Origin of the sequence: Paenirhizobium daejeonense (assembly GCF_014280875.1) — a bacterium.
Taxonomy (GTDB): domain Bacteria; phylum Pseudomonadota; class Alphaproteobacteria; order Rhizobiales; family Rhizobiaceae; genus Allorhizobium; species Allorhizobium daejeonense.
This window is the reverse complement of record NZ_JACLAL010000001.1, coordinates 266,957-283,231: the sequence shown is the minus strand read 5'-3', so window position 1 is coordinate 283,231 and position 16,275 is coordinate 266,957. Positions and strand designations below refer to the sequence as shown.

The window sequence follows — 16,275 nt, the reverse complement described above, 5'->3', positions numbered from 1 at the left end:
CCCTTCGGCCTCGTTTGTGAGGCATCGCGCTTTTGTCGTCCGGCTAAATCCTGTAAAGGCGGACGACACGCCGAAAATGAAGACAAGCTCAAGAGTTACGCGCCAGTGACACCCCTTCCCGAGACTCCCTTGCTGGACAAGGTCAAGCTTCCCGCAGACCTGAGAGGTCTTGACGACCGCGACCTGCCGCAGCTCGCAGCTGAACTCCGCAAGGAAATGATCGACGCAGTGTCGAAGACCGGCGGCCATCTGGGCGCAGGTCTCGGTGTGGTTGAACTCACCATCGCCATTCACAAAGTCTTCGAAACGCCTGACGATCGCCTGATCTTCGACGTTGGCCACCAGTGTTATCCGCACAAGATCCTGACCGGCCGTCGCGACCGCATCCGCACGCTGCGCCAGGAAGACGGGCTTTCCGGCTTCACCAAGCGCGCCGAGAGCGAATACGACCCCTTCGGCGCGGCCCATTCCTCGACCTCGATCTCGGCCGGCCTCGGCATGGCGGTCGCCTCCGATCTTGCCGGCACCGACCGCAAGGTGATCGCCGTCATCGGCGACGGTGCGATGTCGGCCGGCATGGCCTATGAGGCACTGAACAATGCCGGCGCGCTCGATGCGCGGCTAATCGTCATCCTCAACGACAACGATATGTCGATTGCCCCGCCGACCGGCGCGATGAGCGCCTATCTGGCCCGCCTTGCCTCCGGCCGGACCTATATGGGCTTTCGCGAAATCGGAAAGAAACTCACCGCCTATCTTGGCAAGAACGTCGACCGGGCGATCACCCGCGCGGTCGGTCATGCCCGCGGCTATGTCACCGGCGGCACGATGTTCGAGGAACTCGGCTTCTATCACATCGGCCCGATCGACGGCCACTCCTTCGAGCACCTGCTCCCGGTTCTGCGCAATGTGCGCGACAACGCGCTTGGCCCCGTGCTGATCCATGTCGTGACGCAGAAGGGCAAGGGCTATGCCCCGGCCGAAGCCGCCGCCGACAAGTATCACGGCGTCAACCGGTTCGACGTCATCACCGGCGCTCAGGCGAAGGCAAAACCGAATGCACCGAGCTATACCTCGGTCTTCGGCGAAACGCTGGTGCAGGAAGCCCGCCTTGACGACAAGATCGTCGGCATCACCGCCGCCATGCCCTCCGGCACCGGCCTCGACAAGCTGCAGGAGGTCTTCCCCAAACGGACCTTCGACGTCGGTATCGCCGAGCAGCATGCCGTCACCTTCGCTGCAGGACTTGCGACGGAAGGCTACAAGCCTTTCTGCGCGCTTTATTCCACCTTCCTTCAGCGCGGCTACGACCAGGTGGTCCATGACGTTGCGATCCAGGGCCTGCCGGTCCGCTTCCCGATCGACCGCGCCGGTTTCGTCGGCGCCGATGGTCCGACCCATGCCGGTTCATTCGATACCGGCTTCCTCGCCAGCCTGCCCGGCTTCGTGGTGATGGCGGCTGCCGACGAGGCGGAACTGAAGCACATGGTGCGCACGGCCGTTGCTTATGACGACGGCCCGATCTCCTTCCGCTATCCGCGCGGCGAAGGCGTCGGCGTACAGCTTCCCGAACGCGGCGAAATCCTGGAAATCGGCAAGGGCCGTGTGATCCGTCAGGGCAGCAAGGTGGCGCTCCTCTCCTTCGGCACCCGCCTTGCCGATTGCATGCTGGCGGCCGAAGATCTGGAGGCAGCAGGGCTTTCCACCACGGTTGCCGATGCCCGTTTCGCCAAGCCGCTCGATCACGACCTGATCCGCCAGCTTGCCCGCCATCACGCCGTGCTGGTCACGGTCGAGGAAGGTGCGGTCGGCGGTTTCGGCTCGCAGGTCCTGCACTATCTCGCGACCGAAGGCCTGCTCGACAGCGGCCTCAAGGTGCGGCCGCTGGTTCTGCCGGATATCTGGATGGATCAGGCAAAGCCCGAGACCATGTATGCCAAGGCCGGTCTCGACCATACGGGCATCCTGAAAACCGTCTTTGCCGCGCTCGGCCAGAGCGGCGTTGGCGTCAACGCGGCCGGATAACATTTCCGGCGAACAGAGGGAGGCCGGCATGCGTTCTTCCATCGCCGCCAGTTTCTTGGCGCTGGCCTCGGCCTTCGCCGTCGGCCCTGCTGCCGCCGAGGACGCGGTGCAGATCCAGCGCAACATGGAAGCCTTCCTCAAGGCTGAACCGGCCTGCGCCGAATTCACCGACGAGTGCAGCATCTGCAAGGTCACGGACGGTCAGCCGGTCTGCTCGACGCCATCGATCGCCTGCATCCGGAAAGACTATGTCTGCACCCGCAAGAGCGGGGAGTAGTGCAGACGCGATGCGACTTGGGTCGTCGCGCGTTTGCTGCTCGTGGCTTCTACCAACATCATCTTCACGATCAGCAAAGTGCGGCTGACACCGCCTTGTCCCGGCAATCTATGGGGCTTGAAGCACGATGGTGCCTTTCACGAGCTACAGCAGCTAAGCACCCGTAATCTTGTGATGAGCGATTCCAATCAGAACCCTCAACAACAGAATATTGTAATGCAAAAATCCAAACATACAAACAATCAAAAGCAGATATTCTATCGAATAGTAAATATCAAAATCATATCGTCCATACACAAAATCTTCAAATTTGCCATTTTCAAGTTTCGGAAAATATAAAAAAATAATCGATAAACAAATAAAAATCACAAATAATATGTTTATTAATCTTGGAAAATCATCTAAATTATACACGTTTCTATTTATCGACATAATTAATATTAAAATTGTGTATAATACCATAATAATAAATATTATCGCATTACTAAAACAAACATAATTTTTATTAACTTCAATTATATCTAAATAAAGCAATACCTTAAAAATTACATCATAAAAAAATGAAAAAGTCATCACCGCAAGCATTATGCGATCATCTATTTTCATTTTAGGATTTTTTTCGAAAAAAATATATTTATTTCTCATCTTTATAACTATACAGCATTCCCTGAATTTCGTTTTTTGATAAAATTGCGACCCGATCATACGCGGTCGTCTTACTTTGCCTGGCATCGATAACTTTATAAATTGAACCCGTAGTCTCTTTCAAGCAAAGCCTATACCGCGTACACAAATCGGTAGCCGCCGAGGACGCGGCGCAGGTTCAGCGCAACATGGAAGCCTTCCTCAAGGCGGAACCGGCCTGCGCCGAATTCACCGACCAGTGCAGCATCTGCAAGGTCACGGACGGTCAGCCGGTCTGCTCGACGCCATCGATCGCCTGCATCCGGAAAGACTATGTCTGCACCCGAAAGAGCGGCGAGTAACGGCGGCAAGATCGCAACGGTTTCGTCGCCCTGAAATCGGGGCAGCGTTGCTCCCGCTGGACTTCCGCCCCGCGCCCCGGTAGACCGGAGCCCAATCCAGACAAGAAATCGTAAGAACGCAGCCCAAACCTGCGCCCCCACCTGCGCCCCAAGGGAGGCCGTGATGCAGATGTCCGCCATTGCCGAAGACTTCGCGCCCGACTGGGCGGCGATTGCCGTGGTGATCCTGGGCGTCACGGCGTTTTCCGTCGGACAGGGTCTGACCTATCCGCTGATCGCGCTGGTGCTGGAAAGCCGTGGCGTTTCGTCGAGCCTTGCCGGCCTTAACGCTTCCGTCTTCGCGGCGGGCCTTGCCACCTCGACCCTGCTGATCGGACGGCTGACCACGATGCTGAGAGGCGACCGGCTGATCGTCGCCGGCCTTATTGGTGCGTCCGTGTCGCTGACCGCATTCGCGATGTTCGACGCGGTCTGGGTGTGGTTCGTCGCCCGTTTTCTGCTCGGGGTCTCCACCAGCATCATCTTCACCATCAGCGAGGCATGGCTGAACACCGCCTGTCCCGACCGGCTGCGCGGCCGGGTTTCCGGCATATACGGCGCCAGCATGTGCGCGGGCTTTGCCGCAGGGCCGCTTGCCATTCCCTTCGTCGGCACGGAAGACGGCTTCGCCTTCGCGCTGGTTGCCGTCTACATCGCCTTCGTGGCCTTCGCATCGGTAATGCTCGGACGTTTCGCCCGGACAAGGCCGGAGCGATCGTCGGCTGGCGGACTGATCCAGTTCGTGCGGCTTGCGCCCATTCTGGTGCTGATGGTCGTCGCCTTCGGCTTTTCCGACATCGCGGCGATCTCGACCATTCCGCTCTACTTCGTCGAGCGCGGCTATTCCGAGAACTTCGCCGCCTTCGTCGTGACCATGGTGGCGCTGCCGACGGCGCTTGCGCAGCCGTTGGTTGGCTACCTGCTGGACCGCATTCCGCGCGGGATCATCACCGTCGGGTCTGCCGTCACCTGCGGCGCAAGCTTCATGGCCTTGCCCCTCCTGACATCCGAAATCGCGCTGCTGGTCACCGTCTCCGTGCTCGGGGCGGCAAGCTTTTCGCTCTATACCTGCGCGCTGACCCTGCTCGGCGACCGCTTCCGCGGCGGCCTGCTGGTTTCGGGCGCTGCCGCCTATGGTCTTGCCTATGCGATCGGCAGTGCTGCCGGTTCTGGTGCGATGGGCGTCATCATGGATAGCGTGTCACTGGATGCCGGACCGCTTTCCATCGGCATCACCATGCTGGTCTTCGCCGGCATATTCGCCTTCGGCCTCGCGCGTCGTCCAGCGGCAAGGAAGGGCTGAGCGATGCTCGAAACCTCGCCTCCCGAAATCTTCGACTGTCAGTCCTGCGGCGCGTGCTGCGCCTATTCGGCGGAATGGCCGCGCTTCTCGCTGGAAAGCGACGAGGAAATCGCCGCCATTCCCGAGGCGATGATCGCGAAGGACGAAAGCGGCATGAAGTTCGAGAACGGACGCTGCGCGGCACTGACCGGTGAAGTCGGCAAACATGTCGGCTGTTCGGTCTACATGGTGCGCCCGCATGTCTGTCGCACCTGCATGCCGGGCGACGAGGAATGCAAGATCGCCCGTGCCGAATTCGGCTTCAGCCTTGCGGGCCTGCCGGATCCGGATCGTTATTTCAGCTGATCGCCCGAGCCTGCATACAGCTCAGTTCTTGGGAATGGTGACGGAAATGGTGTCCGCCGTCAGCTCGCTGCCGAGTTCGACGGTCTGGGCTTGCTTATCGTAGACGCAGATATAGCTGACCGTGGCGTCGCCACCCTTGGCCTTGCCGCTGAGGACCGCCAGACCGAAGCGTTCCGAGCCGAAGGGATCGACCGCAATCGCGGCCTTCTCGATCATCGGCTCTGCAGCCTCGATGCACTTCTTCTTCACATCGGCGGCGAACTCTTCCCATGCGCCATCGGACGAAGCGAGTGCCGGAACGGTAAGCGCAAAAAAGGCCAGTGAAGCAGATAGGCTGCGGCGCATCGAAAGCTCCTCAAGGTTTTGTTTCGACTGTTTTTAACGGACTGAAATGAATGCTGCGTGAAGAGGGTCGCCGGCAGTGAATTCTTTCTCCGGAATGGAACAATTTTGACCTTTGGCAGGTTGCCTCCCGAAGGTTCCGCTCCTATGTTCCGGTCACCCGCCGAATTCGCAATCTGTTGCCAAAAGGAGATTTTACCATGGCTTTTGAATTGCCCGAACTTCCCTACGCCTACGACTCGCTTGCGCCGTTCATGTCGGCCGAAACGCTGGAATATCACCACGACAAGCATCACAAGGCTTATGTCGACAACGGCAACAAGCTTGCTGCCGAAGCCGGCTTGGCCGACCTGTCGCTGGAAGAAGTCGTCAAGAAGTCCTTCGGCACCAACCAGGGCCTCTTCAACAACGCTGCCCAGCACTACAACCACGTCCACTTCTGGAAGTGGATGAAGAAGGACGGCGGCGGCAACAAGCTTCCGGGCAAGCTGCAGGGCGCTATCGACAGCGACCTCGGCGGTTACGACAAGTTCAAGGCTGATTTCATTGCAGCCGGCACCACGCAGTTCGGCTCCGGCTGGGCATGGCTTTCCGTCAAGGACGGCAAGCTCGCTATCTCCAAGACCCCGAACGGCGAAAACCCGCTGGTTCACGGCGCCTCCCCGATCCTCGGCGTCGACGTGTGGGAACACTCCTACTACATCGACTACCGCAACGCTCGTCCGAAGTATCTCGAAGCCTTCGTCGACAGCCTGATCAACTGGGACTACGTTCTCGAACTCTACGAAGCCGCAGCGAAGTAATCCTCGCCGCCGTTTCACCGGCTTGTCGGAACACCCGGCACGGAAACGTGCCGGGTGTTTTGCTTTTCATGTACTGGCTGGAAAGCCTTCCGCTCAGCCGGCGGGCTTGAGCGAGGAGATGATGTCCAACAGAACTTTGCTATGCTTTTCCTGCTCACCCTTGGTTCCCCAATAGGTGACGACGAGGAGCTTGCCACGCTTCGGCGAGACCAGTGACACGCCAATGCTGACATCACCGTCCTTGTCGGTGCCGCTCCAGTCGAAATTGGTCATTTCCATGCCGTTGAACTTGTCCTCGGACTGCTTTTGCGTCGCGGGATCGATCTTCACGCCGTTATCTTCCAGAAAGGCGAAGACATCATCGATCACCTTGTCCGTCGTGTCGCTTTCGGCGACGTCGATGGAGAGATAGATCGCGCCGTCATCGGAGGTCGCCTCGATGCCGGATTCCGTTTCGGACGGACCCCAGTTGTCGGGAATGGTTATGGATGCGATCGGCTCGTCGCTTGGGAATTCAAGCGTCGCAGCCTGGGCTGCGCCTGAGAGTGAGAAAGCCAGGATGGCAGCGGCAAGGATGGTCTTCATCGGTTGATACCTGCTGAGAGGAAAGATTCGGAAGCGAATGCCTCGTGTCCCCCGCGTACCGTGTTCCCCGACGCAGCCAGGTCCTGCTTCATTCGCCGATTGCTAGCGATAGCCCGAGATCATCGAGCTTGCCTAACTTTTTTGGGGAGAACACCGGACCGATATCAGGAACATTCCCGCCCCTTTCGCGTTCTCCCCGTCGAGAAGTTTCAACGAGACCGAAAGGAAGAGACGATGGCTTCGACCAACAACAGCGACATCATGAACGAGTTGCGCAGCCTGCAGGCACAGGTCATGCATTTCAAGGATCTGCTGGCCGAGGAAGGGGACCGGGTGTCGGGAGAAGTGCGCGGCCGCGCCGCCACGGCATTGAACGGCGCCTCGCGCAAGGCCCAGGACGTCGCGGCTTACGCCAAGGACGAGGCCGGCACCGTTGCATCGGTCGTGCGGGAACATCCAGCCGCCACCTCGACCGCGCTGGTAACCGTCGGCATTCTCGGCGGCCTGATCGGCTATTTCCTCGCCAGCGCTACCCAGCCCACGCGCAACAGCAGCAGCTGGAACTGGCGCTGAGGTCCACATAGCAAGGTGGCCGCTCGCGCTGCCGCCGATAGCCTGTAACAAAAAAGCCCGGCAATTCGCCGGGCTTTTTTGTTGTGACTTAATGTACAGGATCAGAATTCCGACCATTCCTGCTTGGCTGCCGTCGCCGCCCCTCCACCAAATGCGCTGGAGATGCGACCTGCGAGAGCGCGCGCGGGAGACGCCGCGGGTTTCGCATCTCGACCGGCCACGCTCGGAGCGGAAGCCTGACGCTCGGAGCCGAGTTGGAACTGCGCCAGCAGGGCATTGAGCGAGGCCGCTTCGGTCGCCAGCGAATGGCTGGCTGCCGTCTGTTGTTCCACCATGGCGGCGTTCTGCTGAGTGCCCTGGTCCATCGAGTTGACGGCGGTGTTGATCTCCTGCAGGCCGGTTGACTGTTCGCGGCTTGCGGTAACGATCGCCGACACATGGTCGCTGATTTCCAGAACCGCCTGCACGATCTTTTCAAGCTCGGTTCCCGTTTCATCGACCAGCGCCACGCCGTTACCGACCTGTGCGGAAGAGGTCGAGATCAGCGACTTGATTTCCTTTGCTGCGTTCGCCGAACGCTGGGCGAGCTCGCGCACTTCCTGGGCGACGACCGCGAAACCCTTGCCAGCCTCGCCGGCGCGGGCTGCCTCGACGCCGGCGTTCAGCGCCAGGAGGTTGGTCTGGAAGGCGATGTCCTCGATTACGCTGATGATCTTGCCGATCTCGCCGGAAGACTTCTCGATCTCGGTCATGGCAGCAACAGCATTGCCGACAACCTGACCGGAGCGCTCGGCGCCGGCACGGGTGCGGGCAACGAGAGCGCCGACATCCTCGGCGCGGCGAGCCGTATCCTTGACCGTGGTGACGACCTGTTCGAGAGCGGCCGCGGTTTCCTCGACGGAAGCCGCCTGCTGTTCGGTGCGCTTGGCGAGGTCGTCAGCCGAGGCGCGGATTTCCGATGCACCGGCATTGATCGCGGCGGCGTTGTCGCCAACGGAACGAAGTGCGGCCTGGAGCTTGTCCAGCGAGGCATTGAAGTTCAGCCGGAGAGCATCGAGACGGGCGGCGAAAGTCGAATTGATGCGATAGGCGACGTTTCCGTCCGCAAGCGCCGTGAGGCCGGTGGCGAGCTGGTCCATGGCGAAGCCGATCTCTTCGGCCTCGCGAGCCTTCTCGGCCTCGGCGCGGCGACGCTCCTCTTCGGCCTGGGCACGCATGGCTTCCGTTTCTCCCGACAGGCGCAGCTTCTCGATGGCAGCGTCCTTGAAGACGACGACGGCTTTCGCCATCTTGCCCACTTCGTCACCCCGGTCGAGGGCCGGAACATCGACGTTGTGCTCGCCATCTGCTAGGCGCGTCATGGCGGCGGTCATGCCGACGATCGGTACGACGATGGCGCGGGAAAGCTGCCAGATGAGGAATACGGCGACGACGCCCGCGATGCCGCCACCGACGACCAGCGCGAGCTCCAGGTTGAAGTGGGCGCTTTCCAGAGCCTGATGGTTGCGGACGGATACCTCGCTGATCTGGGTCTTGATCTTCGCGGCTTCAGCGCGGAAGGCATCGAGCTGACCCTTGGAAGCGTTGCGGCCGATCTCGACGATCTCGGAAATCTGCTTGTCCGTATCCTTGCGAGCGGCGAGCTGCGGCTCCGAAAGCTCCTTGTGGAAGATGTCGGCTGCGGACTTCATCGAATCCAGCGATGCGACGATCGACGGCATGTCGGCAGCCGCCTTCCTCGCTTCCGCGATATAGGTCAGCATCTTCTCACGATTGGCAAATACGTCGGCATAGGTGCTTTCGCTGCGAAACAGCAGGTAGCCACGCAGGTTAACCGCCTGCTCCAGCATGGTTTCCAGTGCCATGTCGGAGAGTGCGAGGACGTGTTCGGACTTGCCCTGTTCCTGCGCGGCAAGCTTAGCGCGATAGGCCTCGACGAAGACAATGGCGGTCGCGATGAAGCAACTGGCCATGATGCCGAGGAAAGTCAGGATCAGCTTCTTGTTGAGTGAAAGGTTCTTCAGGGACATGCAATCAGTCTCTTTCGCCTGGCGATCAACGAGAACAGTTGCATTGAACCGAACTCTACCGCCGCATCGGGCATGATTGCGCTTTCGATCGGGAATACCGATGAACCGCTCCGAAAGCGGGCCATGGATACCCCCGACGAGGCCGCAGCGCGATCCATCATGGATGCACCCAAATGTGCGGCCTTACAGGCAATCGACCGAATATAGACCGATTGCCCTTATTTTTTGGTTATGAACTATAGACAAATTGCGCCCTTCCCCGGAGAGAGAGAAGTGCTTTCACTTAGGCTCATTCGGAAGCTACCAGCAGCAGGATATCGAGATCCCTTTCCGGATAGAAATCCTCGGCCTTCATTTCGAAGGTGGTCGGGCCGGTCTTCTTCACACCCTCGCCGCAGAAACTGACGAAGTTGTTCGGCTTGCCCTTGTCGATGGTCAGCTTGAAGTTCTTGATCGGGCCACCCCAGTTGGCCCCTGTCGTCAGGACATAGGAGATCCAGTTTTCCGTGTAGTATGGTCCTTTCCCGTCCTGGCTGGCCTTTTCCAGCTTTGCCGCCGTGCGCATGAAATCGTCATCGAGACAGTAACGCGTCTTGTATGTCTCATAAGCGTATTCGGTCGGTTGACCATTCTCTATGAAGGTCATGGCGACCGTGCCGCCGACGCTTGGCGTGTAGGAATGATGAACTTTCACATCCTTGCCGGCGGGAAAGGTCGTCTTCCACCAGTAGGCGGATTTCAGGGTCCAGAGCGGCGCCGGGTGATGTTCCCAGCCATTGCCGGTATCATAGGCATCGTCATAGACGAGGCCGCGCGACATCCAGTCGGCCAGCACGTCTTCCGGTAGTTTTTCGAGAGCGGGGGCGGTCGCGTCACTGAAAGGCTGGAGAGGTACGCCCTGCGCGGTCACCACATCCGTCATATCAATACCTGTGGCATAAACGCGCTGCTGGAGTTGCGGCGTAATCGGCTGCCCGTCCTGGGTGACGGAAAAGCCGAGGAAATTATCCTTTTCCAAGTCCGGCAGAGATATGTTGACATCCGGCCCGGCGGTGATGTCCGGCATGGGAAAGGCGACATAGGATACAATGTCCTTGTCGGTGCCGTTGTGGAAGACGTAGTTGACCTCGACGCGTTCAGACGAAATGAAAAGCTCTTCCGACGTCATCTCGACTTCAGTGGTCTGCACATAGACCAGACCGCCGGTTTTCACTTCGGCCATGGTGTCATTGGCAAGCACAGGCATTGCCCCCAGAACACCAATAGCGGCCAACAGAGCCTGCTTCATCATCTCTCTCCCTTTTGAGCCATCCGGCGACACGCATCGCGATACGCCGAGTTAGCGGGGCAAAGACGTGAAGGTCAATCGTGGAAGGTCACAGGCACTCGCTTCCTTTCAACGAAAAACCCTCCAGCCATGAACCGGAGGGTTTCGCTCTATTCAATCGTGTTCGAGCGCGCTCAGAATTCCGTCCACTCGTCAGCCTTGAGGGCTGTGTTACCCTGAACCACGGGCATCGAGCGGCGGGCGACCGGTGCCGGGGCCGACTTCGGCGCGCTGCGGATCGCCGGAGATGCCTCGGCCGGAGCCTGACGGCTGCCAGCCAGCCTGAAGCGGGCTATCAGATCGCTCAGGCGCGCGCTTTCCATGGCGAGGCTTGCGCTTGCGGCATTCGATTCCTCGACCATCGCAGCGTTCTGCTGGGTCACCTGGTCCATCTGGTTGACGGCGGTATTAACCTCGCTCAGACCGTTCGACTGTTCCCGTGCCGAGGTGGCGATGGCGCTCATGTGATCGTTGATGATGAGGATGAGCTCCTCGATCGACTTCAGCGCGACGCCGGTCTCGCGAACCAGCTTGACACCGTTCTGCACCTCGCCGGCAGAGTTCTGAATGAGACCCTTGATCTCCTTCGCGGCCTGGGCCGAACGCTGGGCGAGTTCGCGGACCTCCTGTGCCACGACGGCAAAGCCCTTGCCCGCTTCACCGGCGCGCGCTGCCTCGACGCCGGCATTGAGGGCCAGCAGGTTGGTCTGGAAGGCGATTTCGTCAATCACGCTGATGATGTTGGAAATCTGGCTCGATGAGTCCTCGATCCGGCTCATGGCACTTACCGCTTGAGAGACCACAGCACCGGAATGGGTGGCGCTAGCCGTTGCCTTGGTCGCGACTTCACGGGCCTCTTCGGCCCGCCGGCTGGAGTTGGAGACGTTGACGGTGATCTGGTCGAGCGCGGCAGCCGTTTCCTCAAGCGAGGCAGCCTGCTGTTCGGTACGGCGCGACAGATCCTCGGCACCGGCCGAAATCTCGCGGGTACCGTTATCAATGGTGCGGGTCGCACCGGCGACGGCGGCCAGTGTTTCACCAAGCTGTTTCACTGCCGAGTTGAAGTCCGCCTTGAGGCCCTCGAAATCCTCGGAAACCTGTTCGGTGATCTGGAAGGTAAGGTCACCGCCTGCAAGGCTCTTCATGCCGACCGCAAGGGCACTGGTGGCTTCGAGCAGCTTGCGGCGAGCTTCTTCCTCGGCACGACGCTGAAGAACGACACGCTGTTCCTCGTTCGAGCGGCGCTGTTCCTCGGCCTCTTGCGACAGGCGGATGTTTTCGATAGCGGCTTCGCGGAAGATCTGGACAGCACCGGCCATGGCGCCAATTTCGTCGGTGCGCGTGGAGAATGGTACCGGCGACGCCGTGTCGCCACCGGCCAGCCGGCGCATGGATTCGGTGATCTTCTGGATGGGCGCGGCAATGCCGACCATGGCGAAAATCGCTGCTACTATAACAATCGCAAAAACGATGGCGACCGTGACATAGGTCGATATGACAGCCGAATGATAGGTGCTCTTGGAGATTGCGACGGACTTTGCAGCGCCATCGACATTGATCTGCACCAAACCTTCGAGGAGCCCCAGAATGGGCTGCATCATCTTGCGCATGTCGTCCAACACGGCCAGCGCCTCGTCATTGCGGTTGCTGCGGGAAAGGTCCAGCAAATCCGCGCCGCGCTTGTTGTAAGCGTTCACGCCATCCCTGATCCGGTTCAACAGGTCACCTTCTTCCTTAGAAGAAACGAGCGGCTCGTATTGCTTGAGCGCGCTTTCAAACCGCGCCAGCCGACCTGCAACCATCTTGTCGGCTTCGGCGATAGCTTCCGGCGTACGCGCAGTCACATGGTTGAGATAGCCGAGACGAAGGTCGAAAATCGCGGTTTCCAATTCCTTGGCCGCCTTGACGCTGGGCAGCCAGTTTTCGGAAACGTCTGTTGAAGCCTTGTCGATGGCTTCAAACGAACGGATCGTCAGCCAGGCGAAAGCACTGGTGATAAGTGCGATCGCGACAAAAATTGCAATGAGGGAGGTCTTTATGTTCGGGCGCGACATGCGGTGCCTATCCTGGGTCCGGCCGTTGCCGGCGGGGTGAATACCTTCGCCGCGGTCTCGACGTCATGGCGTCCGCTTGCACTTCTTCGCCGCATCCATCGCGGTGCATCCTGGCGACTGCGCGCCATCGGTGTATCTATCCGACATGAATAAAAATTCTCTAAATTTCCAATACCTACTATACGAAAGTTGATGCTTCCGAGCGGGCGGAGATTGTTCCAGCAAACCGTCTCAACCGACTTTATCTCCCTTGCAGGCGCGCTGCGCGGGCGAATCCCAACAAAGCACTTGCGCTCCGGCGTGCATGTCGCCATTGACAGGCGATGTCATCAAAGCCCGAACCCCAGCGCCTCGACCAGCTTCTGGTCGCCCTCGACCTCTTCGCCAGCCGCTCGCGCGCCCGCGACGCGATCCAGCGCGGCACGGTGAAGATCGACGGCAAGGTCGTCACCAAGCCGAGCCTTGTGTTTTCGGCCGATCATGAATTCTCGATCGACGATCCGGCACAGGACTACGTGTCGCGTGCCGCACTGAAGCTCGTCGCGGGTCTCGACCATTTCAAGCTCGACCCTGAGGGACGCGAATGTCTCGATGTCGGGGCCTCGACCGGCGGCTTCACCGAGGTCCTGCTGAAGCGCGGCGCGGGCCATGTGACATCGATCGATGTCGGCCATGGGCAGTTTCATCCGCGGCTGGCGAGCGACGAGCGCGTGACCAATATAGAGGGTCTGAACGCCCGCTACCTCGAGCCCGAGGACATCGACGACCGACCCATCGACTTCATCGTATCGGACGTATCGTTCATCTCGCTGAAGCTGGCGCTCGCACCCGCTCTCGATCTGGCCGAACCGGGCAGCCACTGCCTGCTGCTGGTCAAACCGCAGTTCGAGGCGGGCCGCGATGCGATCAGCAAGGCTGGCCTCCTCAAAGAGCCGGAAAGCGCACCTCTCGTCGCCGCCGAACTGGAGCGCTGGCTTGTCGAAGACATGGGCTGGGAAAGCCTCGGTCTCATCCCCTCGCCCATTGCGGGCGGCGACGGCAACGAGGAGTTCCTGCTGGCGGGCCGCAAGCCGGAGGACGAGGAATGAGTACGGAAACCGTCACCATCGACAGCCTCGGCGCGCAGGGAGACGGCATCGCCCATGGCGCAGCCGGACCAATTTACGTTCCCTTCTCGCTGCCCGGTGAAAAGCTCGCCATCGCCCGCATCAAGAACCAGGGCACGATCATCTCCTATACCGAGACATCAAGCGAACGCATCGCACCCGCGTGTCGCCATTTTGGCCCTGACGGTGTCGGAGGAAGCTGCGGTGGCTGTTCGCTGCAGCATATGGCCAAACCCGCCTACAATGCCTTCAAACGGTCGCTCGTCGTCTCAGCGCTGAAGTCCAAAGGCATCGACGTGCCGGTTAACGAGATCATCGAAGCCGATCCGGGCCAGCGTCGGCGTGTGGTGTTTGCAGCACGGCGAACCGAGAAGGAACTGCTGATCGGCTTCAACCAGGCGGAAAGCCACCACATCGTCGCCATCGAGGAATGTCCCATCGCCTCGGCAGGCATCCTGTCGAGGCTCGATGCACTGAAGAAGATCGGTTGGGCCGCCACGACCAATGCCGAGCCCTTCCGGATGACGGTGATCGAAACGCTTTCCGGTCTCGATATCGCGCTGGATGGCATCAAGACGCTCGCCGACAAGGAACGCCGCGCCATCACGGAAACGGTGCTTGCGATGCGCGGCATAGCCCGCGTCTCGTTTAATAGCGAAGTCGTGATCGAACAGCAGAAACCGGTTCTCGATTTTTCCGGCGTCGCCGTTTTTCCGCCGCCCGGCGCCTTCACCCAGGCCACCATCGCCGCCGAGGAAGCCATGGCGCAGCTGACGCTTCAGCATGTCGGCAAGGCCAAGCGCGTCGCCGATCTCTTCGCCGGCGTCGGCACGTTTGCGCTCAGGCTCGCCCGCACCGGGCAGGTGCTCGCGGTTGAGAGCGAGGAAAAGGCGCTGAAGGCGCTCGACTTCGCCGCACGCAACACGCAGGGGCTGAAGCCCGTCAAGGTCGAGAAGCGCGATCTTTTCCGCCGGCCGCTGATGACCGCCGAACTCAAGACCTTCGACGCCGTGGTCTTCGACCCGCCGCGCGCCGGCGCCGAGGCGCAGTGCAAGGAACTCGCGCGCTCCACCGTCAAGAAGATCGTGGCCGTGAGCTGCAATCCGCTCTCGCTTGCCCGCGATCTCGCGCTGCTGACAGCCGGCGGTTACCGCATCGACAGCGTGACGCCGATCGACCAGTTCCTGTGGTCGCCGCATGTCGAAGTCGTGGCAACGCTCAGCAGGAGCTGAACCTTCGCTCAATAGGTGTAGAGCGTACCCGAGCCTGTGACGTTGGCGCAGCGGCAACGGCCGCCAACGCGACCGGGCTCGGCCGGGCAAGTGAACTGTCCGCTGATCTTGGCGCTGGCCGGCGGATCGACCGCGCAATAATAGCGTTGCGGACGCACACCGGGCTGCGGCTTCGGCCGGTTGGACTGGCTGTTGACGATGGTGCCGCCGCTCTGGGCAAAAGCCACGGCCGCCGTCAGCGGCTCCAGCATGGCGGTGGCGGTCACGATCAATGCGAGGGCGAGGCTTCCAGCTGAAATCTTCACCGTTCGGCTCCTCCGTTTTTCCTCCGGCGATAAGAGACCGCCAGTGATTAAAGAAACACCAAGAGGCGAGATTATGGTCTCGCCTTGTCCCCTGTATTCTCACGTCATCTGTCTGGGATTTATCAGCGCCCCTTCATGAAGCTCTGGAAAGAGGCCATGGCCTCGGCGCTCTTCAGGCGTTCTATGAAATAGGTGAGTTCCTCTTCCATGCGGGCGAGCAGTGCGCCACGGTCGCCGCGCAGCAGGTCGCGGGTGATGCGCATGGCTTCCGGCGGCTTGGCGGCCAGCGAGGCTGCAAGCTTCAAGGTCTCTGGCTCGACGGCTTCGGGGGCAACGATCTTCCAGATCAGGCCGGCATCTTTCGCCTCGGCGGCGGAGAAGCCTTCACCTGCGGCGAGCAGGGCAAACGCCCGCTGCTGCCCCATCATGCGAGGCGCAAGCAGGCTGGAGCCGGCTTCCGGCACCAGAGCGAGATCGACGAACGGGGTCTTGAACAGGCTGCGTTCGGAGGCAATCGTCATGTCGCAATGCATGTTGATGGTCGTGCCGATGCCGATGGCAAGACCATCAACGCCCGAGACAACCGGCTTCGACACGCTCCAGATCGCCTTCAGCACCTCGAAGGCCGCCGGCTGATCGACGGTTCCGGCCATGGCATAGGCGAGGAAGTCGGCCATGTCGTTACCGGCGGAGAAACAGCCTTCCGTTCCCAGCAGCGCAATGGTCCGGATCGCCGGATCCGTCTCGCCTTCGAGAAGACCGGCGGTCATCTTCTGGTACATCGCCCTGGTGATGGCGTTCTTCTTTTCCGGGCGGTTGAAGCGGATCACCAGAACACCGGGATAGGCCTCGGGGCGTTCGATCAGGATATGGTCAGTCATAAAATCTTTCCCAGTTGGCGTTGCATTCCCGATTAAGGGAGGCTGATTCAAACGAAAACTCC

Annotated in this window: 16 protein-coding genes; 9 read left to right on the top strand and 7 right to left on the bottom strand. The window is 60.2% G+C overall.

All coding sequences use genetic code 11. From position 1 onward, the window contains the following. Positions 1–105: 105 nt before the first annotated feature. From dxs to H4I99_RS01240, 5 genes are all read left to right on the top strand, one after another. Positions 106–2,025 (top strand): 1-deoxy-D-xylulose-5-phosphate synthase, encoded by a 1,920-nt coding sequence (dxs, locus tag H4I99_RS01260; protein WP_163903885.1) that lies wholly within the window; start codon positions 106–108, stop codon positions 2,023–2,025. A 28-nt stretch (positions 2,026–2,053) separates the two neighbouring features. After that, complete coding sequence (locus H4I99_RS01255; protein WP_163898885.1) at positions 2,054–2,302, top strand: hypothetical protein; 249 nt, start codon at positions 2,054–2,056, stop codon at positions 2,300–2,302. A gap of 833 nt (positions 2,303–3,135) precedes the next feature. Then, positions 3,136–3,288: a hypothetical protein gene (locus H4I99_RS01250; protein WP_164490796.1), complete on the top strand. Its 153-nt coding sequence runs from the start codon at positions 3,136–3,138 to the stop codon at positions 3,286–3,288. A gap of 163 nt (positions 3,289–3,451) precedes the next feature. After that, positions 3,452–4,630 (top strand): MFS transporter, encoded by a 1,179-nt coding sequence (locus tag H4I99_RS01245; RefSeq protein ID WP_163903883.1) that lies wholly within the window; start codon positions 3,452–3,454, stop codon positions 4,628–4,630. Positions 4,631–4,633: 3 nt separating this feature from the next. Beyond that, on the top strand, positions 4,634–4,975 hold the full coding sequence (locus H4I99_RS01240) for a YkgJ family cysteine cluster protein (protein ID WP_163903881.1): 342 nt from the start codon (positions 4,634–4,636) through the stop codon (positions 4,973–4,975). 21 nt (positions 4,976–4,996) lie between these two features. Here H4I99_RS01240 and H4I99_RS01235 read toward each other — a convergent pair whose 3' ends face one another. Beyond that, positions 4,997–5,320, bottom strand: a complete 324-nt coding sequence (locus tag H4I99_RS01235) for a hypothetical protein (protein ID WP_163903879.1) — start codon at positions 5,318–5,320, stop codon at positions 4,997–4,999. 197 nt (positions 5,321–5,517) lie between these two features. Between H4I99_RS01235 and H4I99_RS01230 the strand changes: the two genes are divergently transcribed. Beyond that, on the top strand, positions 5,518–6,120 hold the full coding sequence (locus H4I99_RS01230; protein ID WP_163903877.1) for a superoxide dismutase: 603 nt from the start codon (positions 5,518–5,520) through the stop codon (positions 6,118–6,120). A gap of 93 nt (positions 6,121–6,213) precedes the next feature. Here H4I99_RS01230 and H4I99_RS01225 read toward each other — a convergent pair whose 3' ends face one another. Further along, positions 6,214–6,705 (bottom strand): SIMPL domain-containing protein, encoded by a 492-nt coding sequence (locus tag H4I99_RS01225; protein WP_163903875.1) that lies wholly within the window; start codon positions 6,703–6,705, stop codon positions 6,214–6,216. Between the two features lie 234 nt (positions 6,706–6,939). Here H4I99_RS01225 and H4I99_RS01220 point away from each other — a divergent pair, with 234 nt between their 5' ends. Beyond that, on the top strand, positions 6,940–7,278 hold the full coding sequence (locus H4I99_RS01220; RefSeq protein WP_163903873.1) for a hypothetical protein: 339 nt from the start codon (positions 6,940–6,942) through the stop codon (positions 7,276–7,278). Positions 7,279–7,379: 101 nt separating this feature from the next. Here H4I99_RS01220 and H4I99_RS01215 read toward each other — a convergent pair whose 3' ends face one another. From H4I99_RS01215 to H4I99_RS01205, 3 genes are all read right to left on the bottom strand, one after another. Further along, the gene (locus tag H4I99_RS01215; protein WP_163903871.1) at positions 7,380–9,308 is read right to left on the bottom strand and encodes a methyl-accepting chemotaxis protein; all 1,929 of its coding nucleotides are present in this window, start codon (positions 9,306–9,308) and stop codon (positions 7,380–7,382) included. Between the two features lie 289 nt (positions 9,309–9,597). After that, positions 9,598–10,599, bottom strand: coding sequence for a DUF4424 domain-containing protein (locus tag H4I99_RS01210; protein ID WP_163903869.1), 1,002 nt, complete (start codon positions 10,597–10,599; stop codon positions 9,598–9,600). Positions 10,600–10,769: 170 nt separating this feature from the next. Then, positions 10,770–12,689, bottom strand: coding sequence for a methyl-accepting chemotaxis protein (locus H4I99_RS01205; protein WP_163903867.1), 1,920 nt, complete (start codon positions 12,687–12,689; stop codon positions 10,770–10,772). A 323-nt stretch (positions 12,690–13,012) separates the two neighbouring features. Between H4I99_RS01205 and H4I99_RS01200 the strand changes: the two genes are divergently transcribed. Then, on the top strand, positions 13,013–13,777 hold the full coding sequence (locus tag H4I99_RS01200; RefSeq protein ID WP_163903865.1) for a TlyA family RNA methyltransferase: 765 nt from the start codon (positions 13,013–13,015) through the stop codon (positions 13,775–13,777). Further along, the gene (locus tag H4I99_RS01195) at positions 13,774–15,027 is read left to right on the top strand and encodes a class I SAM-dependent RNA methyltransferase (RefSeq protein ID WP_163903863.1); all 1,254 of its coding nucleotides are present in this window, start codon (positions 13,774–13,776) and stop codon (positions 15,025–15,027) included. Before H4I99_RS01200 ends, H4I99_RS01195 begins: the two co-directional genes overlap by 4 nt. Positions 15,028–15,035: 8 nt before the next feature. On the opposite strand, the gene H4I99_RS01190 is transcribed toward H4I99_RS01195, so the two are convergent. Then, positions 15,036–15,332 carry a hypothetical protein gene (locus H4I99_RS01190; protein ID WP_163903861.1) on the bottom strand — a complete coding sequence of 99 codons (297 nt, stop codon included), beginning with the start codon at positions 15,330–15,332 and terminating at the stop codon, positions 15,036–15,038. 122 nt (positions 15,333–15,454) lie between these two features. Then, complete coding sequence (locus tag H4I99_RS01185; protein ID WP_163903859.1) at positions 15,455–16,213, bottom strand: crotonase/enoyl-CoA hydratase family protein; 759 nt, start codon at positions 16,211–16,213, stop codon at positions 15,455–15,457. Positions 16,214–16,275 lie beyond the last annotated feature (62 nt).

Bases quoted from the DNA above. Each gene is read 5' to 3' on its own strand.
- H4I99_RS01255 (WP_163898885.1), top strand. From the start codon at position 2,054: ATGCGTTCTTCCATCGCCGCCAGTTTCTTGGCGCTGGCCTCGGCCTTC.
- H4I99_RS01250 (WP_164490796.1), top strand. From the start codon at position 3,136: ATGGAAGCCTTCCTCAAGGCGGAACCGGCCTGCGCCGAATTCACCGAC.
- H4I99_RS01245 (WP_163903883.1), top strand. From the start codon at position 3,452: ATGCAGATGTCCGCCATTGCCGAAGACTTCGCGCCCGACTGGGCGGCG.
- H4I99_RS01240 (WP_163903881.1), top strand. From the start codon at position 4,634: ATGCTCGAAACCTCGCCTCCCGAAATCTTCGACTGTCAGTCCTGCGGC.
- H4I99_RS01235 (WP_163903879.1), bottom strand. From the start codon at position 5,320: ATGCGCCGCAGCCTATCTGCTTCACTGGCCTTTTTTGCGCTTACCGTT.
- H4I99_RS01230 (WP_163903877.1), top strand. From the start codon at position 5,518: ATGGCTTTTGAATTGCCCGAACTTCCCTACGCCTACGACTCGCTTGCG.
- H4I99_RS01225 (WP_163903875.1), bottom strand. From the start codon at position 6,705: ATGAAGACCATCCTTGCCGCTGCCATCCTGGCTTTCTCACTCTCAGGC.
- H4I99_RS01220 (WP_163903873.1), top strand. From the start codon at position 6,940: ATGGCTTCGACCAACAACAGCGACATCATGAACGAGTTGCGCAGCCTG.
- H4I99_RS01215 (WP_163903871.1), bottom strand. From the start codon at position 9,308: ATGTCCCTGAAGAACCTTTCACTCAACAAGAAGCTGATCCTGACTTTC.
- H4I99_RS01210 (WP_163903869.1), bottom strand. From the start codon at position 10,599: ATGATGAAGCAGGCTCTGTTGGCCGCTATTGGTGTTCTGGGGGCAATG.
- H4I99_RS01205 (WP_163903867.1), bottom strand. From the start codon at position 12,689: ATGTCGCGCCCGAACATAAAGACCTCCCTCATTGCAATTTTTGTCGCG.
- H4I99_RS01200 (WP_163903865.1), top strand. From the start codon at position 13,013: ATGTCATCAAAGCCCGAACCCCAGCGCCTCGACCAGCTTCTGGTCGCC.
- H4I99_RS01195 (WP_163903863.1), top strand. From the start codon at position 13,774: ATGAGTACGGAAACCGTCACCATCGACAGCCTCGGCGCGCAGGGAGAC.
- H4I99_RS01185 (WP_163903859.1), bottom strand. From the start codon at position 16,213: ATGACTGACCATATCCTGATCGAACGCCCCGAGGCCTATCCCGGTGTT.